The organism is Pseudomonas entomophila (genome assembly GCF_013523165.1).
Taxonomy (GTDB): Bacteria; Pseudomonadota; Gammaproteobacteria; order Pseudomonadales; family Pseudomonadaceae; genus Aquipseudomonas; species Aquipseudomonas entomophila_A.
The window spans coordinates 236,186-256,459 of sequence record NZ_JAAMQI010000002.1; the positions used below are offsets into that span (position 1 = coordinate 236,186).

Consider the following 20,274-nt stretch of genomic DNA (forward strand, 5'->3'; position numbering starts at 1 on the left):
GACCTTGGAGAAGCCCGTATGATTGCCCGTTGGCGCTGGATACTGAGTCGATTCACCAAGCGGTTGTGGTTCAGGGCGACCCTGTTCTCGCTGCTGGGTGTGGTCACGGCCCTGCTCGCCGTGGTCTTCAAGGACCTGATCCCGGCCTCGCTGCCCACGCGCATCGGTGCCGATGCGGTGGACAAGATCCTCGGCATCATCGCCTCGAGCATGCTGGCGGTGACCACCTTCTCCCTGAGCACCATGGTCAGCGCCTACAGCGCCGCCAGCAGCGGCGTGACCCCACGGGCCACCACCCTGATCATGGAGGACAGCGCCACCCAGAACGCGTTGGCCACCTTCATCGGCTCGTTCCTGTTCAGCCTGGTCGGCATCATCGCCCTGAGCACCGGGGTCTATGGCTCGCAGGGCCGGGCGCTGCTGTTCGTGGTGACGCTGGCGGTGATCCTGCTGATCGTCTACACCTTGCTGCGCTGGATCGACCACCTGTCCAAGCTCGGCCGGGTCGGCGAGACCATCGACCGGGTCGAGGCGGCGGCCATGCATTCGCTCGGCCAGCGGGCCCGCTGGCCCTACCTGGGCGCGGTGGCGTATCCCCGTGAGCTGGTCGTGCCGGCCACGGCCCGCTCGCTGGCGAGCCTGCAGACCGGCTACGTGCAGCACATCGACGTGCAGGCGCTGGGCGCCATCGCCCAGGACAAGGGCCTGCTGATCTACCTGGAGGTGCTGCCGGGCAGCTTCGTCCACGAAGGCCTGCCCCTGGCCCGACTGGTGCCCCTGGACGGCTCGGCCCTGCTGGACGATGAAAAGGCCCTGGAAAAGGTGCGCGGTGCCCTGACCATCGGTCTGCGCCGCACCTTCGAGCACGACCCACGCTTTGGCATCTCGGTGCTCTCGGAGATCGCTTCGCGGGCCTTGTCGCCGGCCACCAACGACCCTGGCACGGCCATCGACGTGATCGGGCGCGGGGTCAGGACCCTGGCCTGCTGGGGCAAGCCCCAGGCGATGACGGCGCAGCGGGAGCCAGGGTGCGACCGGGTGTACGTGCGCGGCCTGCATGTCGATGACCTGTTCGACGACTTCTTTGCGCCACTGAGTCGCGACGGGGCAGGCCTGCTGGAGATCGACCTGCGTCTGCTGAAGGCGCTGATCAGCTTGTCGCAGATCAACCCACCGTTGTTCAAGGCCGCGTGCGCCCGGCAGGCCGAACTGCTGCTGGCTCACGCCGAGCGGTCCCTGGTGCTGCCGCGAGAGAAGGACCAGCTGAGGGCGCTGGCGGCCACCACCTTCGAGCTGCGCCCGGGCTGAGACCGATGCGTCAGGTCATCGAGCATCGCTGCCCAGGGCGCCGGGCCTGGGCGGGAAGAGCCCGGCGCCCACGCTTCAGGTGAGCTTGCGTGAACGGATGTTGCCGCACGGCGGGCCGGTCAGTTGCTCGCCGGACTCCAGGCTGAACACCGAGAAGTGCAGCGGGCACATGATGGTGCGCCGGTGGGCGTTGACGGTGCCGTGCTCCAGCCAGCCCTGGCGGTGCGGGCACAGGCTCGAGACCTCGTAGGCGTCCTGGCCGACCTGCACCGTGAAGGTCGACGGGCGCAGGGCCAGCTCCGTGTCTTCATGCATGGGCAGGCTCCCGTGTCGGCTGGCGGCTGGCCTGGGCCTTGTACACCGCTTCGTCGAAGGCATGGTTGGTGATCGCCCGGCCCATGCAGATGCCCTGCCAGGCCTTGACCGGGTCGAGCTGGCCGTCGTTGTCCATGGCCTTGAGCAGGCGCTGGCCTTCGAGGGCATGGAACACGTCGATGTGCACGTGCTCGCTGTAGTACAGGTGCGCCTCGATGGCCAGGCGCTCGCAGGCGGCGGTGTAGCAGCCGAAGAAGAACGGCACCACCGTCTCGAAGTAGGTGATCACCCCGGCGAAGTACGACGGATCGTCGGCGCGCATGGTCAGCCAGCAGAACATGTTGGGGAACGAGCAGCCCGCCTCGCCATTGGCCTGGATATGGCTTTCCAGGTCGGTCGGCAGGCCCAGTTCCTCGAGCAGCACCTGGTACAGGGTGGTGTGCGAGCGCTTGATGTTCCCCGAGCCGAACTCGTCGATCATCATGCGCAGCATGGGCATCTGCGCCGACAGGCTCAGGCGCGGCATGAGGTGGTAGAACACCTGCGCTTCGGTCAGCCCGTCCAGGGCGAACTCCTGGACCAGGATCTTGAACTCGTCGCGGGTCATGTCGTTGGCCACATACCGTGCGGTCGGCGGTTCGTCGGCTTTGTCCTGTGCCACCAGGGCGTCGAGCATGCGCCGCAGCTCGCTGAGCGAGGCCGGCTGCTGCTCGGTCAGGTTCTCGGCGATCGTGGTATCGATCCAGCGTCGCTCGAACTCCAGCAGCTGCGCCGGGACAGGGGTGAGGTGTTCGATGTGCGCGCGGTTGGCGCGGAACAAGGCTTTCTGCGAAGCAGTCATGCGCGTCGCTCCTGTGTGGTGAGTGCACAGCCCAGCACGCCGCGGGCCGACAATTCCCGCTTCACGTGCGCGTACCAGTCGTCTTCGCCCAGGGAAAACAGCTCGTCCAGACGGCCAATCTGCGTGGCCACATGGGGCTGTCGTGGCTGGCAGGCCACCCGGCACAGCGCAGGCTCCAGGTTGGCCAGCGACACGACGTTGCCGTCGCTGACGTGCTCGCCCGCCAGGTCCTTCTCCCAGCCGAGGTAGTAGGCCAGACCGGCCTGGCGGAGCTGGTCGATCTGCGCCTGGGTACGTGGCGCGGAGGGCGAATCCTTCAGGCCGGTGACGCGCGGCAGTCGTGCGATCGCCAGCAAGGTCTCGAGGCTCTTTTCGTTCCCCGACAGCGCCGCTTCGTTGTAGACCAGCAGCTCCAGGTCCGAGGCGGCCTGGATGGCGCGATAGTGCGCCACCAGCTGTGCCTGGCTCAGCTGGCCGCCGAAGGGTGAGGTGACCATGATCGCCCGCGCACCCAGCTCGGCCGCCAGGGCGGCGCGCTCGATCACCGCCTCGGTGGTGGCCAGCTCGATGCCGACGATGACTCGGTGCGTGGCGCCTGCGCAGGCCAGGGTGTGGCGCAGCATGTCCGACCACTGCTCGGTCGACAGGCTCCAGCCTTCGCCGGAAGTGAGGCAGGGGATGAACCCGTCGACGTGGGCGCTGCAGGCCCGGATCAGGCGCTCTACGCTCTGCCGGCAGACGTTGCCCTGCGGGTCCAGCGGGGTCACCAGGGGCACCAGTACGCTCGAGCTAGACATCGCGAAAGTCCTCCGTGGCGATGCGCAGCGCCAACGAGGCCTGATACAGCGCCTGCAGCGCTGTCGGGAAGCCGCGGGTGCTCGGTGCGTCGTCGAAGCGTGCAAGGAAGGGCCGCAGCACCTCGCAGCGTGCGTAGTCGGGATCGTGGGTGTAGAAGGGCGATTCGCTTTCCAGGACCTGGGCGGCCTGCAGGCGCTGCACGGGCGAGAGCATCGTCAGGGCCGGGTCGTTGGCGGCACGTTCGAGCACGGCCTCGCTGTAGCCCACTCGCAGGATGTCCATGTCCGAGTGCAGCACGTCCATGAACGGGTAGTACAGGTCCTGCAAGGCGCGGTCCTTCTTCCAGATGATCGCGTCGCATAGGCCGATCTGGCTGAAGTTCATGCGCACCTGGCGGTCGTAGCGTTCGGTGAAGAACGCCAGGGTGCGCGCGCGAAGGTGCGGGTCCTCATGGTGCATGCCCATGAAGACGGTCGCGTCGATGAGAGGGATACGCTCAACCATGGTAGGCCTCCAGCGCCTGGCGGATCACCTGCATCGCGGCGCGGAAGTCGTCCGGGTCACGCGCCAGGGCCAGGCGCACGTAGCCACGGCCTTGTTCCGGGTTGCTCCAGAAGAAGTAGCGACCCGGCAGCACATAGGCCTGGTACTCGAGCAGATAGGCCTGGAGGGCGTCGCCGGACAGGTCCTCGCGCTGGATCTCGAACCAGGCCACGCTGGTCTCGATGGCCGGCTCGATGTAGCGCAGCAGCGTGCCGTCGAGGTACTCGCGGGCGGTCCGGCGGTTGGCCTGCAGCACGTCGCGCACCGAGGCGAAGCCGTCGGCCTGGCTGTCCTCGATGTAGGCGGTGACCACCTGCAGGATGAACGGCGAGACGTTGAGCAGCACGCTGGTGACGATGCTGTAGATTTCCGGGTTCAGGCGTGCGCTGGACATCAGCGAGGCGCACTTGGTGTCCTGCAGGGGCCAGGTCTTGCCAGTGTCTTCCATGACGATGTAGTCGACGCCCACCTCGTCCAGCAGGGCGTAGGCATCGACGCGCTGGCGGTTGCCGACCTTGAGGAACGAGGCGAAGCAGAAGTCCAGGATCAGCAGCTTGCCGTGGTCACGGCAGTAGCGGGCCACCTCGATGAATGGCTCCGGGCCGTCGGCGAACATCGAGCTGCCGGTGGGGTTGTTCGGGTCGACCAGGAAGATCGCGTCCAAACCATGGGCGTGCTTTTCCAGCAGGCGGTAGACCTGGGTCGGGTCGGCCAGGATGGCCTCGGGCAGCGGCGACATCGGCACTTCCATGTGCTTGAGCAGGTCGTGCAGGTTGTCGAAGCACGGCTCGATCAGGCCCACGCGCATGTCGTGCTTGCGCAGGAAGGTGGCGGTGATGTGCATGGCGATCGAGGCGGCGTAGACCAGGTAGATCTCGTCGCTGCGCTCGAGCGCGTGGTGCTGCCCATGGAAGGTGTAGAACGCCTTGATGAATGCCTGTTCGCTCTCGTACTGCGTCAGGTTCTGCGCACGGTCCCACAAGTGCGGCAATTGGCGCACGATCTCGGCCTGGGTCGCGCTCTGGTGCTGATGGGTATGGGCATCGGCGAGGTTGTGGCGCGTCTTGAGGGCGGAAATCTCGTGCTGGGTGATGTCCTCGAGCACGGGCGTTTCACGGGAGAGGGCAGGCTGGGCTGACAGCGTCATGGGGGCAAGTCCTTTTATTGTTGGGTTAGACCTGTAGTGCCCCTTCATCATTGTGCGCGGTGCGGGTTTGTGTAACTGCACCTAGGTACAGGTCGGAGCGCTGCGTCGCCCCGACCGAGGCCCGGTCAGGCCAGCCCGAGGCGCGAGGCCTCGAAGACGGCCTGCTTGGCGGTGTGCACGTCCAGCTTGCGCACCACGTTGGCCATGTGGAACTTGACGGTGCGCTCGCGGATGTCGCAGATGCAGGCGATCTCGCTGTAGGACTTGCCCATGGCGACCCAGCCCAAGATCGTGTGCTCGCGCACCGTCAACGGCTGGTCGCTGGCCAGCGGCGCGGCCGGCGGCGCGTTCACCTGGCTGTGGAAGGCCACCAGCGCCAGTTGCAGGGCACCTTCGACGCGTCGCACCTCGGTGTGGAAGTCCGGGTTGCGCTCGCGGTTGAACAGGCTGAGCAGCCCCATGCGCTGGTGCGGGTCATGCACCACGAAGGTGTAGCCATCCTCCAGCGCACATTCGCGGATCAGGTCATCATAGGCGGCCTGGCCCTGTACCCGTCGGCGTTGCCAGGCCTCGCGCCAGGAAAAGGGCGCGACGCTCTCGACCGCATGGGCCACGATCGGATCGACGCGGTACAGCGCCTGGCGGCAATAGTCCCGCTGCCAGGCCATGGGGAAGCTCGAGAGGAAGTTCGACAGGCTCAGGGTGCGTTTATCCAGGGTGCCATAGGTGAACGGGCAGTCGATTTCCGACGGCAGCAGCTGGATCAGTGTGGCCAGGTTGGGGTCCTGGCCAGGCCGGATGAAAAACGGCGTAGGCGTCATCATGCGCGGTGCCTCGTTTCAGGCAGACAGGTGTCACGGCGTGGTCACGTTGTGGCGCGAGCGCTCCAGGCCGCGCTGGACCGCCGGGCGCGCTTCGAGGGTGGCGAGCCAGGTGCGCACGGCAGGGAACGGTTCGAGGTCCAGGTGCAGCTCCTCGAACGTGCGCAGCCAGGTGAACAGCGCGATGTCGGCGATGCTGTAGTGATGACCCGCTATATAGGGACGCTGCTTCAATTGGCTCTCGACCACGCCGTACAAGCGCAGCGACTCTTTGGTGTAGCGCTCCAGTGCTTGTTCGTTGACGGTCTGCGTGCCATGGCGGAACCACCACAGCTGGCCGAGCATCGGGCCGATGCTGCCGACCTGGAACGCCAGCCATTGCTGCACCGTCCAGCGGTCCATGTCGGCTTCGGCGCCCAGGCGACCGTGCAGCTCGGCCAGGTAGGTGAGGATGACCGCCGACTCGAACAGTGGGCGCTCGTGCGCCACATCGACCAGCACCGGAATCTTGCCGTTGGGGTTGAGCGCGACGAAGTCTGGCTGCTTCTGTTCGTTCTTGCCCAGGTCGACGTCGATCTGCTGGTACGTCAAACCCAGCTCTTCCAGGGCGATGGAGATCTTCTGGCCGTTGGGGGTGTCGGCGGTGTACAGGCGAAAGGGGACATCGCTGCTCATCAGGTTCCATCCTTGTGGTTGCATTTGCAATGAGTCTGCATTATCCCTAGTGCATCCCGCAAGGGCAGCCAGAGGAGTTTCATGGATGGACCATCTTCGCTTGAGGCATACCGCCAGTACCGGTTCGGCCGCGCATGCCTGCCTGGCCCACATCGCCCGTCATCACCCTGGCGGCACCCAGGCGTCGCCCCTGTTCACCGTGACCGAGATCGTCAGACGCCTGCAGCAGACGCCTGCCACCTGCGACCGGCTGTGGGTGATCAACGACCGCTCCGACGGCACCTCCGGCACCGGCCCGGTCAGTGCCTGGCCCTTGTGGTTCAGCGAGCAGTCGCGCAATGACGAGCGCCCGTTGTTCTATCTGACCCAGTCACCGACCTCGGCGCACCTGTCGATGCTCACGGCGCAGACCGCCGAGCGCGGCATCATCCTCAACGACATCGAATCGGCGCCGTCGCGCTGGGCCAAGGGCGCGCACCCCTGGTTGCCGTTGTGGCTGGCCGCTAACCGTCAGTGCACGCCGTTCGACCCGGCCTGCGGTGAGGAAGCCAAGGCGATCGTGACCGGGGCGTTGCAGGACCTGTACGTCGAAGGCCAGCCAGGGTTCTGCTACCTGACGCTGCACGACGAACCAGGTGACGGACTGGCGTGCGACCGCTCGCAGGCCAGCCTGGGCCTGTATCGGCTGGACGCCGGCCCCCAGGAAACCGGGGCGCCGCAGGTGCGTCTGCTCGGGGCGGGGCTGATGCTGCGTGAGGTGCGCGCAGCGGCGGCCTTGTTGCACGAGCGGTGGGGCGTCTGCGCCGAGGTGTGGAGCTGCCCGAGCTACACGCGCCTGGCACGCGATGCCGACCGCCATGCGCGGCGCAACCGCTTCGCACGGGGGCAGGTCACGACCCGGTGCCACCTGCACGCCTGCCTGGCGGGCGCGGCATCGCCCATCGTGGCGGTGACCGGCTATGCCGAATTCGTCGCCGCGCAACTGGCCGCCCACGTCACAGCGCCCTTCACGGCCCTGGGCAGCGACAGCCTGGAGCCAGGGCAGCGGCTCGATCGGCACTGGATCGTGGCGACCGCCTTGCGCGGGCTGGCCGGGCAAGGCGCGATCGGTGAGCAACGCGTGGTCGAGGCGCTGAAGGCCTACCGGCTCGGGTGATGACGCTGGCGACTGGCGCGCGCATTGCCGATGGCGCGCTCCAGCGCCAGGGCCACGGTGTCGCGCTGCGCCTCGTCGAACTCGCTCAGGAACAGTTCGTCGACCGCCTGCTTGTAGACACCCCACATCTGCGCGCGCAGGGCCCGGCCTGCGTCGGTGATACGCGCGATGGCACCACGCCCGTCGTCGGTGGCCTTCTCTCGCGTCACCAGGCCGTCCTTTTCCAGGCGGTCGACCAGCCGGGTGAGGTTGTAACGCTCGATGGCCATCACATCGGCCAGTTCATGCATGCGCCGGCTGCCCTGCGGACCGCTTTCGATGCCCCATAGTGCGTCGTACCACGCATAGGGCGGCAGCTTGTCCTCGGCCAGGCGACGTTCGATCTCACGGATCAGGCTGCGGTGTGCGCGGATGAAGTTGTACCAGAGGTCGGGCGAGGGGGGCATGGGGTCTCCGAAAGGCCGGCTGTTCATTGCAGTTGCAATCATAACGCAGATAAGGCTAGATTCAATTGCAAGTGCAACTAAGGGTGGGCCACACAACGGCTCGCCGCTGCCAGACAAGGAGAGTGACCGATGGCGCAGAGCTACCCGCTTCGCGATGAAGACCCCCAGGAAACCCGCGAATGGATCGACTCGATCGCATCGGTGGTGGAAGTCGAAGGACGGCCTCGGGCCCACTTCCTCATCGACCAGTTGCTCGATTTCGACGTCTCCCTGCACGGTGATTTCCATGGCCGGGTGACCACCCCCTACGTCAACAGCATCGCGCCGGAGCGCGAGCTGCCATACCCTGGCGACCTGGGCGTGGAAACCCGCCTGAACGCCTACATCCGCTGGAACGCGCTGACCATGGTGCTGCGCGCCGGCAAGCATTCGGGCGTCGGTGGCCACATCGCCACCTATGCCTCGGCCGCCGTGCTCTACGACGTCGGCTTCGACCACTTCTTCCGCGGCCGCACCGAGCAGTTCGCCGGGGACATGGTGTACATCCAGGGTCACTCCGCGCCGGGCATCTACGGGCGCGCCTACACCGAGGGGCGCTTGAGCGAGGAGCAACTGGACAACTTCCGCCGCGAGACCGACCGCGATGGCATCTCGTCCTACCCGCACCCACGCCTGATGCCGGACTTCTGGCAGTTCCCCACCGTCTCCATGGGCCTGGGGCCGATCACCGCCGCCTACCAGGCGCGCTTCATGCGTTACCTGGAAAACCGCGGCCTCAAGGCACACCAGGGCCGCAAGGTCTGGGCCTTCCTCGGCGACGGCGAGATGGACCAGCCCGAGTCGCTGGCCGCGATCTCCCTGGCCGGGCGCGAGAAGCTCGACAACCTGATCTTCGTGGTCAACTGCAACCTGCAGCGCCTGGACGGCCCGGTGCGCGGCAACGGCAAGGTGATCCAGGAGTTCGAAAGCCTGTACCGGGCGGCCGGCTGGAACGTGATCAAGGTGATCTGGGGCAGCGGCTGGGACGCGCTGCTGGCCAAGGACAAGACCGGCCTGCTGCGCCAGCGCATGATGGAATGCGTCGACGGCGAGTACCAGACCTACAAGTCGCAGAACGGCGCCTACGTGCGCGAGCAGTTCTTCGGCAAGTACCCCGAGCTGCTGGAGCTGGTCAGTGACCTGAGCGACGAGCAGATCTGGAAGCTCGCCCGCGGTGGCCATGACCCGGTCAAGGTGTACAACGCCTACGCGGCCGCCGTCCGTCACACAGGTCGCCCCACGGTGATCCTGGCCAAGACCGTCAAGGGCTTCGGCATGGGCGAGGCGGGCGAAGGGCAGAACATCAACCACCAGCTCAAGAAGATGGGCGCCGATGCGGTCAAGGCCTTCCGCGACCGTTTCGGCCTGGAGCTGACCGATGACCAGCTGGGCGACATGCCTTACCTGCGGCCCAAGGACGACAGCGCCGAGGCGCGCTACCTGCGCAGCCGCCGTGATGCTCTGGGTGGGCACGTGCCTGCGCGCCAGGCCAAGGTCGAGCCGCTGCAGATCCCGCCGCTGTCGATCCTCGAGGCGCAGCTCAAGGGCACCGGAGAACGCGAGATCTCCACCACCATGGCCTTCGTGCGCATCCTCGGCACCCTGCTCAAGGACCCGAACATCGGCAAGCTGGTGGTGCCCATCGTGCCGGACGAATCCCGGACCTTCGGCATGGAGGGCCTGTTCCGCCAGATCGGCATCCACTCCCACGTCGGCCAGCTGTACACACCCCAGGACGCCGGCACCTTGTCCTACTACAAGGAAAGCGTGGACGGCCAGATCATGCAGGAGGGCCTGAACGAGTCCGGCGCCACCTCGTCGTGGATCGCCGCGAGCACCTCGTACGCCAACCATGGCGTGATGACCCTGCCGTTCTACATCTTCTATTCGATGTTCGGCTTCCAGCGCGTAGGCGATCTGCTCTGGGCGGCCGGCGATGCCCGAGCCCGCGGCTTCCTGCTGGGCGCCACCTCGGGCCGTACCACACTGATGGGCGAAGGCTTGCAGCATGACGATGGCCATAGCCACGTGATGTCGGCGACCGTGCCGTGCTGCGTGTCCTACGACCCGACCTACGCCTACGAGCTGGCGGTGATCGTGCAGGACGGCATGCGGCGCATGTACGTCGAGCAGGAGGACATCTACTACTACATCACCGTGCTCAACGAGAACTACGCCCACCCCGCGATGCCCGAAGGCAGCGAGCAGGGCATTCTCAAAGGGCTGTACCGCCTGCCCATCGAGCGCGAAGCGAAAGGTGCGCTGCACGTGCAACTGATGGGCAGCGGCTCGATCCTGCCGGAGGTGATCGCCGCGGCCGAGATCCTCGAGCGTGAGTACGGGGTCAGCAGCGAGCTGTGGAGCGCGACCAGCCTGACTGAGGTTCGCCGCGAGGCGCAGCAGGTCGAGCGCTGGAACCTGCTGCACCCGCTGGACGAGCCGAGGGTGCCGTATCTGACCCAACTGCTGGACGGTCACCCGGGGCCAGTGATCGTGGCGACCGACTACATGAAGATCCACGCCGACCAGATCCGTCCATGGATCGGCAACCACCGTTTCGTGGCCTTGGGCACCGATGGTTTCGGTCAGTCGGACACCCGCGAAGCGCTGCGCCGGCACTTCGAAGTGGACCGGCAGTTCGTGGTGCTGGCGGCCTTGAAGGCCCTGGCCGATGACGGTGCCATCGGCCGCGACATCGTGGCCAAGGCGCTGGCAGACCTGCAGATCGACGCGGACAAGGTCGACCCGATCACGGTCTGATCGCATGGGCATGGCCGGACGGTATGCCGTCCGGTCGCGCCACAGGGGCCGCTCACCCGTAGCCCCACCGCAGCGTTGCAGGCCATCGCCGTTCCTGTGGGAGATTCTATGGTTTCTGCCAAGTGCTGATGTGGGCCCTGGCGGGCCCAATCGCGGCGCAGGGGCCGCTCCTACACCCGTAGCCCCACCGCGGCATGGCAGGTCATCGCCGTTCCTGTGGGAAATTCTATGGTTTCTGCCAAGTGCTGATGTGGGCCCTGGCGGGCCCAATCGCGGCGCAGGGGCCGCTCCTACACCCGTAGCCCCACCGCGGCATGGCAGGCCATCGCCGTCCCTGTGGGAGCGGCCCCAGTGCCGCGATTGGGCCCGCAGGGCCCATGAAATCAGCCACCCCGGCACGTCAGGCACACCTGCACCCCAACCGCCCAGATTCCATCCCCCTCACCATAGCCTTTTGCCATAGGCAACCAGGTCAGCCCTGCTTTATGCTGTCTCCAGCACAACCTGCCCACCCGATCGAAAGGATGCTCGACATGAACCCCACCCCCCACACCCCGTACCTGGCCGCCGGTCTGCCACTGACCCTTCTGGGCGTGACCTTCGTGGCTATCGGTGCCGCCGGTCAACCGGCGTTCCTGTACACCGCCTGTGGGCTGTTGGCCCCTGGCGCCGTGCTGCTGGTCTTCGGGTGGCGTGCGTGGCGGCGTGCCCGCTGAGGCCTAGCGGGCCAAGCCACACGCCAGGTCGCGCGGTACCGAGCGCCCTGCGTAGGCGAACCCCATGCTCAGCAGGCCCAAGGCCGCCATTCCGACGCCCACCCACAACGGCGCGCGCAGGCCGAACCCGGCGCTGATCGCCACGCCGCCCGCCCAACTGCCGAACGCCAGCCCTGCGGTGATCACCGACGTGTGCAGGGTATTGACCAGCGCCACCGGCTCGGCGGCGGTCATCACCCGGGCCACCATCGCCGGGTTCAACGCCACCCCGGTCAGGCCCAGGAGCAGGAAACAACCGACGTTCAGCCACACCTGGCCCTCGGCGAGCGCGAAGCCCGCCAGTGCCAGCACCATCAGCGCCAGCCCACCGGTCAGCAGCGCCCGCATGTGACGGTCGGCATGACGCCCCACCACGGCATTGCCGATGACGTTGGCCACCCCATACAGCGCCAGCAGCGGCGCGATGTGTTCGGGTGCGATGCCGACGTCCTCGATGAAGATCGGCGTGCAGTAGCTGAACGCCGCGAAGGTCGCGCCGATGATCAGGCCGCTGGTCAGGTAGGCCGCCCACAGCCCTCGGTTCTTGACGGTTGCCAACTGGCGCCGCAGCCCGGCATCGCCATGGGCGTCGTCGCGCGGCAGGCGCGTGGCGGTCAGCAGCGTGCAGGCCAGGGCCAGGCCGACCACCAGCCAGGAGCTGGCACGCCAGCCGGCATGCTGAGAGACCCAGGCGGTCAGCGGCACGCCGATCACGGGAGACAGCATCAGCCCTGCCAGGACGATGGCCACGGCCCGGCCACGGTATTCGGGCGTGACCAGGCCTGCGCACAACGTCATGCACAGACCGATGCAGGCTGCACTGGACACGCCCATCACGATCCGCGCCAGCGCCAGTACTTCATAGGACGTGGCGGCTGCGGCCAGCGCGCCTGCCACGACATACACACCCAGCAACCCCACCAGCGCCCGCTTGTTGCTGACGCCCTTGGCCAGCAGCAGCACCGTGACCGGTGGGCCGCCCAGGGCCATGCCCACGGCGTAGTAGGCGATCAGGTTGCCGATCTGCGCCAGGCTCACGGAGAACGCCTGGGCCAGGGCAGGCATCATGCCGGCGACCATGAATTCGGCGGTCACCAGGGAGAAGATGGTCAGGCCCAGCAGGTAGACCGTGTAGGGAATGGGTGTACGGACAGACATGAGATGCTCGACTGCGAAAAGGCCGCTCACCCTAAGCAGAGTTGATCGCCTGGTCAAATCCGTACGACCTCTGGACGCCAGGCGCCGACGCCTGGGCGAGACAACAGCGGTGCCACCACTCGGCATGCTCACACGATCTGTTTATCATTTGCTTCGTGTCGTGACGCTGCTTAAGGTGTCAGAGCTTTCCTACAATTACACGACGGTCGACCCTCACAGACCGGCATGATCAGGCAATCGACGCAAAGGGCGCGCGATCCCCACGCCTTTTGCGGAACGACTATCGAGACCTTCCATGGACCGAGACAGCGCTCAGGCCCTCTTCACCGATGACGCCATCGCGGCGCAGGCGCCGGGATTTCCCCACGATGCCGTGGAACGGCTGCAACTGGCGCTGGACGCCGGTGCGATCATCGGCACCTGGGTGTGGGACATCCCGGACAACTGCGTCAAGGCCGACGAACGCTTTTCGCGCACCTTCGGCCTGCCGGTGCGCCAATGCCTGAGCGGCATGCCGATCGAGCATGCCTTCGTCTCGATTCACCCCGACGACCGCGAGCGGGTGTCCGACAGCATTCACCAGGCCGTGCAGCGGGGTGGTGCGTACCGCTGCGAGTACCGGGTGCGGCACGCCGATGGCTCGTTCCGCTGGGTGGAGGCCAATGGTCGCGTGGAGCTCGACGCCAGCGGGGTGGCGATACGCTTCCCCGGCATTCTCATGGACATCGAGTCGCGGCGTGCCGCCGAGGCCGAGCGTGACCGCATGTCCACGCTGTTGCGGACCTTCGCGGCGGCCGTGCCCGGTGTGGTCTATGCCAAGGACCGCGACGGCCGCATGCTGGTGGCCAACCATGGCACCACCCGCCTGATCGGCAAACCGCCGGAGTTCTACCTGGGCAAGACCGACCTGGAGTTCCTCGAGGACGAAGCGCAGGCCTTGCGCATCATGGAGACTGACCAGCGCATCATGCAGGCCGGCAAGGCCGAGCAGGTCGAGGAGCACGTCGACATGCCCGACGGCTCGGCAGCCGTCTGGCTCTCGGTCAAGGCTCCGCTGGTCGATGACGAAGGCGAGGTGGTCGGGCTGATCGGCTCGTCCATCGACGTGACCGCCAAGAAGAATGCCGAGACGGCGCTGCTCGAACTCAACCGGACCCTCGAGGCACGCATCGCCGATGCCATCGCCGAGCGTGAGGCGGCCGAGGCTGCCCTGCGTCAATCGCAGAAGATGGAAGCCGTCGGGCAACTGACCGGGGGCATCGCGCACGACTTCAACAACCTGCTGGCCGGCATCACCGGCAGCCTCGACCTGATCGGCCTGCGCTTCGCCCAAGGCAGCACCGCCGACCTCGAGCGCTACCTGTCCGTGGCCCGCGGCGCGGCCCAGCGTGCCGCGGCGCTGACCCACCGGCTGCTGGCGTTTTCCAGGCGCCAGACGCTGCTGCCGGTGCACACCGACGTCAACGCCCTGGTGGTCGGGATCGAAGAGCTGATCCGGCGCTCGGTCGGGCCTGGCATCAACCTGACGGTACAGGCCCAGGCCCAGGCCAACATTTGCCTAGTCGACCCGGCGCAAGTGGAAAACGCCTTGCTCAACCTGTGCATCAACTCCCGCGATGCCCTGGGCGAGGGTGGCGACATCCTCATCGAAACCTTCGACAGCGAGTTGTCCGCCGGCCCTGACCTGGACGCCGAGCTGAGCCCTGGGCGCTTCCTGACCATTCGGGTGACCGACAACGGCGCCGGCATGGCCCCGGACACCCTGGCCCGAGCGTGCGAACCCTTCTTTACCACCAAACCGGTGGGGGCAGGCACGGGGTTGGGGTTGTCGATGATCTACGGGTTCGCCAAGCAGTCCGGCGGGCAGGTGCGGATCTGCTCGCAGGAAGGCGAGGGCACCCAGGTGTCCTTGCAGCTGCCGGTGCACGAGATGCAGCCCAAGGTGGCCGAGCCGGTGCCCGAGGGGGCGGGCAGAACGCCGGTCGCTTCGGGCGAGGTGGTGCTGGTGGTGGACGACGAGTCATCGGTGCGCATGTTCGTCAGTGAAGTGCTCGGCGGCCTGGGGTACCGGGTCATCGAAGCGGCGGACAGCGCCGGTGGGTTGGAGTGGCTGCGGTCGGCGCAGCGCATCGACCTGCTGGTCACCGACATCGGCCTGCCGGGCGGGATGAACGGCCGCCGCCTGGCGCAGGCCGGGCGCGAGCTGCGGCCCGGTCTGCCGGTGCTGTTCATGACCGGTTATGCGCACCCCCATGTGCTCGATCCGTGTGCGGACGAGACCGTCACGGCCGTGCTGACCAAGCCGTTCGGGCTGGACACGCTGGGGGCGAACGTCAATGCGTTGTTGCGCGATGGCAGCGTGTAAGCAGCGCGCGGCAGGGTAACGGGGCCGACGCCATCGCGGGCAAGCCCGCTCCCACACCCGTAGTGACAGCGCAGTGGTGCAGGCGATCACGGGCCTGTGGGAGCGGGCTTGCCCGCGATAGCCGTCGCCGCGTCACTCAGGCTTCACAGAACCGGATCCGGTTGCCGAACGGATCATGCACTTCCAGCAACCTGCCCCAAGGCTGTTCGACGATCTCGGGCCGTCCGTAGCCGTATTCCTTGGACTGCAGTTCATCGCGCAGGCGTTCGACCTGGTGCATCCACACGAACACCGTCGAGCCCGGGCTGGCATCGCCGTGGTGTTCGGACAGGTGCAGGTGCAGCCCGGCACGTACCAGCCCCAGGTACAAAGGCAGACCCGGTTCGAAACGGTGCTCGAAATCGACGCTGAACCCCAGAAACTCCAGGTAGAACTCCCGCGCCTTGGCTTCGTCGAACATGCGCAGGATCGGTATCGGACGCTCGAAGCGGATCGAGGCGGGGTCAGGCTCGGCGGGCAGGACCGCAGCGGCGGTGTTCCAGTCCTTGTAGCCCAGTTGCCGGGCGACCAGTTCCAACGCGGTCGAGTGCGACAGCGCGTGCTGCTGAGCCGCGAGCGAGGTGCGCAGGGATTTGGCCATCTGTTTGGCGCGTGCGACGGTGATCATGGTGCCTCCTGAACAGTAAAGCGTCAGGTGCTCGCGTTGCCGGGGCTCGACTGTCGAAAGGCGTGCGAAGGGCAGGGGGGACGATACTTTCACCTTCCAACGAGGGGCGAGCGGCGGGCAGCATCGGGCCGAGCGACAGCGTACCCGTTTTCAGGCGGCTGGCCTACAGGGCACGCTGCACATCATGCGCATCGATCCTTACCGACCGACCGCGCGCACGGCCTGCAAGGCCCGCTCGCGAGACAGCGGTACGAGCACGCCCGCCGCGTTGCCGGTCTTGGTATAGAGAAAGTGACGATTCGCCTCGGCGCGCACGATCCGGTACACCTCGGTCGTCTGGTCGGTGTTGGGCAGCGTCACCTTGTCCACCAGCAGCTCCCAGCGCTCGATGCCGAGCGCGTTCAGCGCCGCGGCGAACTCATCGTCCAACTGGCGGCGCGAACGTGCGCGCTGATACTGGATGAGCTTCAACAGCCCCAGGAACATCACGATGACGACGGTAAAGCTCAGGATCTGCTGCCACATGCCTATTTCGTCCTTGTCAGGCCCGTCGCCGATGCGAGGGGGATGACAGCTTACAAACCAGCAGGCGGGCGTTCAATGCGCAGGTACGGCTTCACCAGTCGATCGGCTGGCCGTCCCAGGCCCAGAAGCTGCCGCTGTCGGCTGCGCCATGCCGCGCCACCTGCTCGAGCAGGCAGCGCGCCGCGAACGCCGGGTCGAACAGCTGCTCGGTCGGCACGTTCTTCTGGAAGGGCTCGGAGAGCTGCGTGTCGGTCGTGCCAGGGTGCAGCGCCAGCACCGTCGAGGCCGGGTTGAGGCGGCGCAGTTCGATGCTGGCGGTGCGCAGCAGCTGGTTGAGCGCAGCCTTGCTGGCGCGGTAGCTGTACCACCCGCCCAGGTGGTTGTCGGCGATGGACCCGACCCGGGCCGACAGCGCGACGAAGGTCGCCGGCTGCTTGCGCAGCAGGGGCAGCAGGTGCTTGAGCAGCAGCACCGGCGCGAAGGTGTTGGTCGCGAAACTGGCCTGGAGGCTGGCCAGGTCAAGGTGCGCCAGGCTCTTTTCGGCCCGTGCGCCGTCCTGATGCAGGATCCCCAGGGTGCTGATCACCAGGTTCAACGGCGTGCCCTGGCTTCCCACGTGCGCAGCCAGCTCGGCGAGCGAGGGTTCCTGGCGCGCATCGCAGTCCAGGCGCTTGAGGCGCTCGCCATAGCGCTCGCTCAGCGCCGCCAACCCTGTGCTTTGCGTGGCGGTACGCGCCACGGCCCAGACACAGGCCACATCGTCACGGGCCAGCAGTGCCTCGCACAGCGCCAGTCCGATACCCTGGCTCGCCCCACAGATCAGGGCATGGGCGGGGGTGGACAGGTCGGGTATCAGACTCATTGGGTCACCTCGTGCGGTCGCTGTGCGTGTGACTGGCTTCGTCATGGGAATGTTCAGCCGGGGCAGGAGGCGCCGCCTCCGAGCGCTGTGCATTTCTTTTGCCTGATAATGGCGGTAGCCTCATGGCTCCACTTTGTTGACTCGCTCCAGGTCGTGACCCTCGTGCCCACCACTGCGCTTGCCTTGCCCTCGCTCAACGCGTTGCGTGTCTTCGACGCGGTGGCGCAGCAAGGCAATTTTCGGCTGGCTGCCGAAGCACTGGGGGTGACCCAGGCGGCAGTCGCCCAGCAGATCCGTGGGCTCGAGGCGCACCTGGGCATTCGCCTGTTCGAGCGGCTGGCGCGGGGTGTGGCGCTGACCGCCGCCGGGCACGGCTACAGCACCAGCGTGCGCGAAGCGCTGAGCCTGATCGAGGCGGCGACCCAGCGGCTCTACCCGGACGCCGGACAGATCACCGTCAGCGTCACCCCCAGCTTCGCCTCGCGCTGGCTGATTCCCCGGCTTGGTCTGTTCGCCGAGCGTCACCCCCGCATCGACCTGAACGTGCTGGCCAGCGATCGGCTGGCGCAGTTCCAGGCCGATCGGGTGGACCTGGCCGTGCGCCATGGGCGACCTCCGTTCGGTGCCGGGCTCAATGCCGAGTTGCTGTTCGAGCCGCGCGTCATGGCCGTGGCCAGCCCTCGGCTACTGGACGCGCACGGCGTGCTGACGACGCCCTGGGCGGACGACGTGGCCATCCTGCACGATGCCCATGACCTGTGGCCCCTGTTGCTCGCCGCTGTCGGCCCGTCGATCACCCGCACTACCGCACGGCACGTACGTTTCAACCAGACCTCCCTGGCGATCGAGGCGGCGCTCGACGGGCAGGGCATCGCCTTGGTCGACCATGCTTTCATCGCCCGCGACCTGGCCAGCGGTCGCCTGGTACAGGTGCTCGATCACATCGTGCGCCCCGATGCCGCGTTCTACGTCGTATGGCCGCGCAAACCGGGTCACTCGAGCGCCTTGCCGGCCGTCGTCGACTGGTTGAAGCAGCAGGCAGCCGATAGCTGAGCTACTGGCTGGGCAGCCAAGCGCTGTCTGCCTCGCAGGCGACCTGCTCGCTAGAGTGTTCGCTCACGGACTTCTCACGCGATCGGAGGCAACATGACAGTCGAAAAGGTAGCAATCATCACCGCCGGTGGCAGCGGCATGGGGGCGGCAGCAGCGCAACGGCTGGCCGCTGACGGTTTCAAGGTCGGCATTCTGTCGTCCTCGGGCAAGGGCGAGGCCCTGGCCGAGAGCTTGGACGGCGTCGGTGTCACCGGCAGCAACCAGTCCGTGGACGATCTTCAACGGCTGGTGGACGCGGTCATGGCGCGCTGGGGGCGGGTGGACGTGCTGGTCAACAGTGCCGGCCACGGGCCACGGGCACCGATCCTCGAACTCAGCGACGCCGATTGGCACGCCGGCCTGGACACTTACCTGCTCAACGTCGTCCGTCCGACCCGCCTGGTAGCACCGATCATGCAGGCGCAGGGCGGCGGCGCGATCATCAACATTTCCAGCGCCTGGACCTTCGAGCCGAACGCGCTGTTTCCTACCTCGGGCGTCTTCCGCGCAGGGCTGGCGGCCTTCACCAAGCTGTTCGCCGACGCCTATGCCGCCGACAACGTGCGCATCAACAACGTCCTGCCCGGCTGGATCGACAGCCTGCCCGCCACCGAGGAGCGTCGGGCCAGCGTGCCATTGCAGCGCTATGGGCGCAGCGAAGAAGTGGCCGCGACCATCGCGTTTCTGGCCAGTGAAGGCGCGGCGTACATCACCGGGCAGAACCTCAGGGTCGATGGCGGGGTGACCAAGAGCGTGTGAACCGCCAGGCCATGGCAGACGGTAAACGCCAGGGTGAGTTGACAGCCGCTCGGCTGCCAGCGACCCTTTGCCACTTGCCACTTGCCACTTGCCACTTGCCACTTGCCACTTGCCACTTTGAAACGGACCTCTCCATGCTGACCCTGCACCAATGCCTCGGCTTTCTCCTCGCTGCGCTCCTGATCACCGCCACCCCAGGGCCGGACAACCTGATGGTCCTGGGCATGGGGGTGTCGAAAGGGCGCCGGCATGGCATCGCCTTTGGCCTGGGTTGCGCCTTCGGTTGTCTGAGCCACACCGTGCTGGCCGTGATCGGCGTCAGTGCGCTGATCGCCGCATCGCCCACGGCGTTCACCGTCCTCAAGATCGTCGGTGGTCTGTACCTGGTCTGGCTGGGCTACAACGCCTGGCGCAGTGCCGGGGCGGTGCAGGTGGCGACGGTGCAGGGCGAAGACGCCTCGCTCGCACGGTTGTTCTTCAAGGGGTGCCTGGCCAATGCGATCAACCCGAAGGTGGTGCTGTTCTTCCTCTCGTTCCTGCCCCAGTTCGTGGTGGCCGAGCAGGGCGAGGTCGCGTTGCAGCTGGGCGCACTCGGACTGATCTTCACGCTGCAGGCGGCGGTGCTGTTCGGGGTGCTGGGGTATTTTTCCGGCGCGATCGGGCAGTGGCTGCGACGTCGGCCAGGGGCGGGAAAGGTGCTCGATCGGGTGGCGGGAACAGTGTTCGTCGGGCTTGGGGTGAAGATCATGTTGGGGCGGTGAGGGCGGCGGGATACGCTGTGCTTTTCGGGCTGGCAGCTGAGTCGGCGGCGCTGCTTTTACGGGCCCGTTGGGCCCGATCGCGGCACAGGGGCCGCTCCTACACCCGTAGCCCCACCGAGGTGGTTCAGACAGGCGCATCCTCCCTGTAGATACCGTCTTGATCCTCACATCGCAAGTGCGATCTGAGGGTCGAACGGTTTGTCGGATTTCACCACGCCATACACCAGGTGCAGCAGCTTGCGCATGGCCGCACAGACGATCTGTTTGTACGCCTTGCGTCGATTGCCAAGCCGCTCGGCCATCGCCTTGATGACCGGGTTGAAGCGCATCGAAACCGTTCCAGCCATGAACAGACCTGCCCGCAGCCTGGACGAGCCAACGCGCGAGATGGTCGTTTGGCCAACCTTATCTCCTGACTGATGAACCATCGGGTTCAGCCCAGCGAACGCAACGATGGCAGAGGGACTTTCGTACTTCAGCG

Annotated in this window: 21 protein-coding genes; 8 read left to right on the forward strand and 13 right to left on the reverse strand. The window is 66.7% G+C overall.

The features are described from left to right. Positions 1-18 precede the first annotated feature (18 nt). Positions 19-1,308: a DUF2254 domain-containing protein gene (locus tag G7Z99_RS02925; protein WP_181091857.1), complete on the forward strand. Its 1,290-nt coding sequence runs from the start codon at positions 19-21 to the stop codon at positions 1,306-1,308. 75 nt (positions 1,309-1,383) lie between these two features. On the opposite strand, the gene G7Z99_RS02930 is transcribed toward G7Z99_RS02925, so the two are convergent. The 7 genes from G7Z99_RS02930 to G7Z99_RS02960 all read right to left on the reverse strand — a co-directional run bounded on the left by G7Z99_RS02930 (position 1,384) and on the right by G7Z99_RS02960 (position 6,448). After that, positions 1,384-1,623, reverse strand: coding sequence for a Rieske (2Fe-2S) protein (locus G7Z99_RS02930; protein ID WP_181091859.1), 240 nt, complete (start codon positions 1,621-1,623; stop codon positions 1,384-1,386). Next, positions 1,616-2,464, reverse strand: coding sequence for an iron-containing redox enzyme family protein (locus G7Z99_RS02935; protein ID WP_181091861.1), 849 nt, complete (start codon positions 2,462-2,464; stop codon positions 1,616-1,618). The genes G7Z99_RS02930 and G7Z99_RS02935 overlap by 8 nt, the downstream gene beginning before the upstream one ends. Beyond that, the gene (locus G7Z99_RS02940) at positions 2,461-3,261 is read right to left on the reverse strand and encodes a dihydrodipicolinate synthase family protein (RefSeq protein ID WP_181091863.1); all 801 of its coding nucleotides are present in this window, start codon (positions 3,259-3,261) and stop codon (positions 2,461-2,463) included. Before G7Z99_RS02940 ends, G7Z99_RS02935 begins: the two co-directional genes overlap by 4 nt. Further along, positions 3,254-3,766: a DUF6190 family protein gene (locus G7Z99_RS02945; protein ID WP_181091865.1), complete on the reverse strand. Its 513-nt coding sequence runs from the start codon at positions 3,764-3,766 to the stop codon at positions 3,254-3,256. The genes G7Z99_RS02940 and G7Z99_RS02945 overlap by 8 nt, the downstream gene beginning before the upstream one ends. After that, positions 3,759-4,952, reverse strand: a complete 1,194-nt coding sequence (locus G7Z99_RS02950; RefSeq protein WP_181091867.1) for a pyridoxal phosphate-dependent aminotransferase — start codon at positions 4,950-4,952, stop codon at positions 3,759-3,761. The genes G7Z99_RS02945 and G7Z99_RS02950 overlap by 8 nt, the downstream gene beginning before the upstream one ends. Before the next feature lie 125 nt (positions 4,953-5,077). Beyond that, positions 5,078-5,776: a LuxR family transcriptional regulator gene (locus G7Z99_RS02955; RefSeq protein WP_181091868.1), complete on the reverse strand. Its 699-nt coding sequence runs from the start codon at positions 5,774-5,776 to the stop codon at positions 5,078-5,080. 30 nt (positions 5,777-5,806) lie between these two features. Beyond that, positions 5,807-6,448 (reverse strand): glutathione S-transferase family protein, encoded by a 642-nt coding sequence (locus G7Z99_RS02960; protein WP_181091870.1) that lies wholly within the window; start codon positions 6,446-6,448, stop codon positions 5,807-5,809. 85 nt (positions 6,449-6,533) lie between these two features. Between G7Z99_RS02960 and G7Z99_RS02965 the strand changes: the two genes are divergently transcribed. Continuing rightward, positions 6,534-7,604: a transketolase-like TK C-terminal-containing protein gene (locus G7Z99_RS02965; protein ID WP_258196928.1), complete on the forward strand. Its 1,071-nt coding sequence runs from the start codon at positions 6,534-6,536 to the stop codon at positions 7,602-7,604. On the opposite strand, the gene G7Z99_RS02970 is transcribed toward G7Z99_RS02965, so the two are convergent. Beyond that, positions 7,589-8,050, reverse strand: a complete 462-nt coding sequence (locus G7Z99_RS02970; protein WP_181091872.1) for a MarR family winged helix-turn-helix transcriptional regulator — start codon at positions 8,048-8,050, stop codon at positions 7,589-7,591. The genes G7Z99_RS02965 and G7Z99_RS02970 overlap by 16 nt on opposite strands. Positions 8,051-8,179: 129 nt before the next feature. Between G7Z99_RS02970 and aceE the strand changes: the two genes are divergently transcribed. Together aceE and G7Z99_RS02980 are read left to right on the forward strand one after the other, a co-directional pair. Then, positions 8,180-10,849 (forward strand): pyruvate dehydrogenase (acetyl-transferring), homodimeric type, encoded by a 2,670-nt coding sequence (gene aceE / locus G7Z99_RS02975; RefSeq protein WP_181091874.1) that lies wholly within the window; start codon positions 8,180-8,182, stop codon positions 10,847-10,849. A gap of 533 nt (positions 10,850-11,382) precedes the next feature. After that, a complete protein-coding gene (locus G7Z99_RS02980) occupies positions 11,383-11,565 on the forward strand; it encodes a hypothetical protein (RefSeq protein ID WP_181091876.1) in 183 nt (60 codons plus the stop codon). 3 nt (positions 11,566-11,568) lie between these two features. Here G7Z99_RS02980 and G7Z99_RS02985 read toward each other — a convergent pair whose 3' ends face one another. Further along, entirely contained in the window at positions 11,569-12,762 is a 1,194-nt protein-coding gene (locus G7Z99_RS02985) for an MFS transporter (RefSeq protein WP_181091878.1), read from the reverse strand. A gap of 295 nt (positions 12,763-13,057) precedes the next feature. Here G7Z99_RS02985 and G7Z99_RS02990 point away from each other — a divergent pair, with 295 nt between their 5' ends. Continuing rightward, a complete protein-coding gene (locus G7Z99_RS02990; RefSeq protein ID WP_181091880.1) occupies positions 13,058-15,127 on the forward strand; it encodes a hybrid sensor histidine kinase/response regulator in 2,070 nt (689 codons plus the stop codon). Between the two features lie 136 nt (positions 15,128-15,263). On the opposite strand, the gene G7Z99_RS02995 is transcribed toward G7Z99_RS02990, so the two are convergent. The 3 genes from G7Z99_RS02995 to G7Z99_RS03005 form a co-directional block, all read right to left on the reverse strand. After that, positions 15,264-15,794, reverse strand: coding sequence for a glyoxalase superfamily protein (locus G7Z99_RS02995; RefSeq protein ID WP_181091882.1), 531 nt, complete (start codon positions 15,792-15,794; stop codon positions 15,264-15,266). Between the two features lie 198 nt (positions 15,795-15,992). Next, positions 15,993-16,319, reverse strand: a complete 327-nt coding sequence (locus G7Z99_RS03000) for a hypothetical protein (RefSeq protein ID WP_181091884.1) — start codon at positions 16,317-16,319, stop codon at positions 15,993-15,995. Positions 16,320-16,410: 91 nt separating this feature from the next. Continuing rightward, a complete protein-coding gene (locus tag G7Z99_RS03005; protein WP_181091886.1) occupies positions 16,411-17,181 on the reverse strand; it encodes an SDR family NAD(P)-dependent oxidoreductase in 771 nt (256 codons plus the stop codon). Between the two features lie 162 nt (positions 17,182-17,343). Between G7Z99_RS03005 and G7Z99_RS03010 the strand changes: the two genes are divergently transcribed. From G7Z99_RS03010 to G7Z99_RS03020, 3 genes are all read left to right on the forward strand, one after another. After that, the gene (locus G7Z99_RS03010) at positions 17,344-18,234 is read left to right on the forward strand and encodes a LysR substrate-binding domain-containing protein (RefSeq protein ID WP_308812272.1); all 891 of its coding nucleotides are present in this window, start codon (positions 17,344-17,346) and stop codon (positions 18,232-18,234) included. Positions 18,235-18,327: 93 nt separating this feature from the next. Then, positions 18,328-19,032, forward strand: coding sequence for an SDR family oxidoreductase (locus G7Z99_RS03015; protein ID WP_181091890.1), 705 nt, complete (start codon positions 18,328-18,330; stop codon positions 19,030-19,032). 134 nt (positions 19,033-19,166) lie between these two features. Then, positions 19,167-19,793, forward strand: a complete 627-nt coding sequence (locus tag G7Z99_RS03020; protein WP_181091892.1) for a LysE family translocator — start codon at positions 19,167-19,169, stop codon at positions 19,791-19,793. Positions 19,794-19,957: 164 nt separating this feature from the next. Here G7Z99_RS03020 and G7Z99_RS03025 read toward each other — a convergent pair. Continuing rightward, on the reverse strand, positions 19,958-20,274 hold a 317-nt coding region (locus tag G7Z99_RS03025; RefSeq protein WP_181091894.1), incomplete at its 5' end, for a transposase.

Bases quoted from the DNA above. Each gene is read 5' to 3' on its own strand.
- G7Z99_RS02925 (WP_181091857.1), top strand. From the start codon at position 19: ATGATTGCCCGTTGGCGCTGGATACTGAGTCGATTCACCAAGCGGTTG.
- G7Z99_RS02930 (WP_181091859.1), bottom strand. From the start codon at position 1,623: ATGCATGAAGACACGGAGCTGGCCCTGCGCCCGTCGACCTTCACGGTG.
- G7Z99_RS02935 (WP_181091861.1), bottom strand. From the start codon at position 2,464: ATGACTGCTTCGCAGAAAGCCTTGTTCCGCGCCAACCGCGCGCACATC.
- G7Z99_RS02940 (WP_181091863.1), bottom strand. From the start codon at position 3,261: ATGTCTAGCTCGAGCGTACTGGTGCCCCTGGTGACCCCGCTGGACCCG.
- G7Z99_RS02945 (WP_181091865.1), bottom strand. From the start codon at position 3,766: ATGGTTGAGCGTATCCCTCTCATCGACGCGACCGTCTTCATGGGCATG.
- G7Z99_RS02950 (WP_181091867.1), bottom strand. From the start codon at position 4,952: ATGACGCTGTCAGCCCAGCCTGCCCTCTCCCGTGAAACGCCCGTGCTC.
- G7Z99_RS02955 (WP_181091868.1), bottom strand. From the start codon at position 5,776: ATGATGACGCCTACGCCGTTTTTCATCCGGCCTGGCCAGGACCCCAAC.
- G7Z99_RS02960 (WP_181091870.1), bottom strand. From the start codon at position 6,448: ATGAGCAGCGATGTCCCCTTTCGCCTGTACACCGCCGACACCCCCAAC.
- G7Z99_RS02965 (WP_258196928.1), top strand. From the start codon at position 6,534: ATGGACCATCTTCGCTTGAGGCATACCGCCAGTACCGGTTCGGCCGCG.
- G7Z99_RS02970 (WP_181091872.1), bottom strand. From the start codon at position 8,050: ATGCCCCCCTCGCCCGACCTCTGGTACAACTTCATCCGCGCACACCGC.
- aceE (WP_181091874.1), top strand. From the start codon at position 8,180: ATGGCGCAGAGCTACCCGCTTCGCGATGAAGACCCCCAGGAAACCCGC.
- G7Z99_RS02980 (WP_181091876.1), top strand. From the start codon at position 11,383: ATGAACCCCACCCCCCACACCCCGTACCTGGCCGCCGGTCTGCCACTG.
- G7Z99_RS02985 (WP_181091878.1), bottom strand. From the start codon at position 12,762: ATGTCTGTCCGTACACCCATTCCCTACACGGTCTACCTGCTGGGCCTG.
- G7Z99_RS02990 (WP_181091880.1), top strand. From the start codon at position 13,058: ATGGACCGAGACAGCGCTCAGGCCCTCTTCACCGATGACGCCATCGCG.
- G7Z99_RS02995 (WP_181091882.1), bottom strand. From the start codon at position 15,794: ATGATCACCGTCGCACGCGCCAAACAGATGGCCAAATCCCTGCGCACC.
- G7Z99_RS03000 (WP_181091884.1), bottom strand. From the start codon at position 16,319: ATGTGGCAGCAGATCCTGAGCTTTACCGTCGTCATCGTGATGTTCCTG.
- G7Z99_RS03005 (WP_181091886.1), bottom strand. From the start codon at position 17,181: ATGAGTCTGATACCCGACCTGTCCACCCCCGCCCATGCCCTGATCTGT.
- G7Z99_RS03015 (WP_181091890.1), top strand. From the start codon at position 18,328: ATGACAGTCGAAAAGGTAGCAATCATCACCGCCGGTGGCAGCGGCATG.
- G7Z99_RS03020 (WP_181091892.1), top strand. From the start codon at position 19,167: ATGCTGACCCTGCACCAATGCCTCGGCTTTCTCCTCGCTGCGCTCCTG.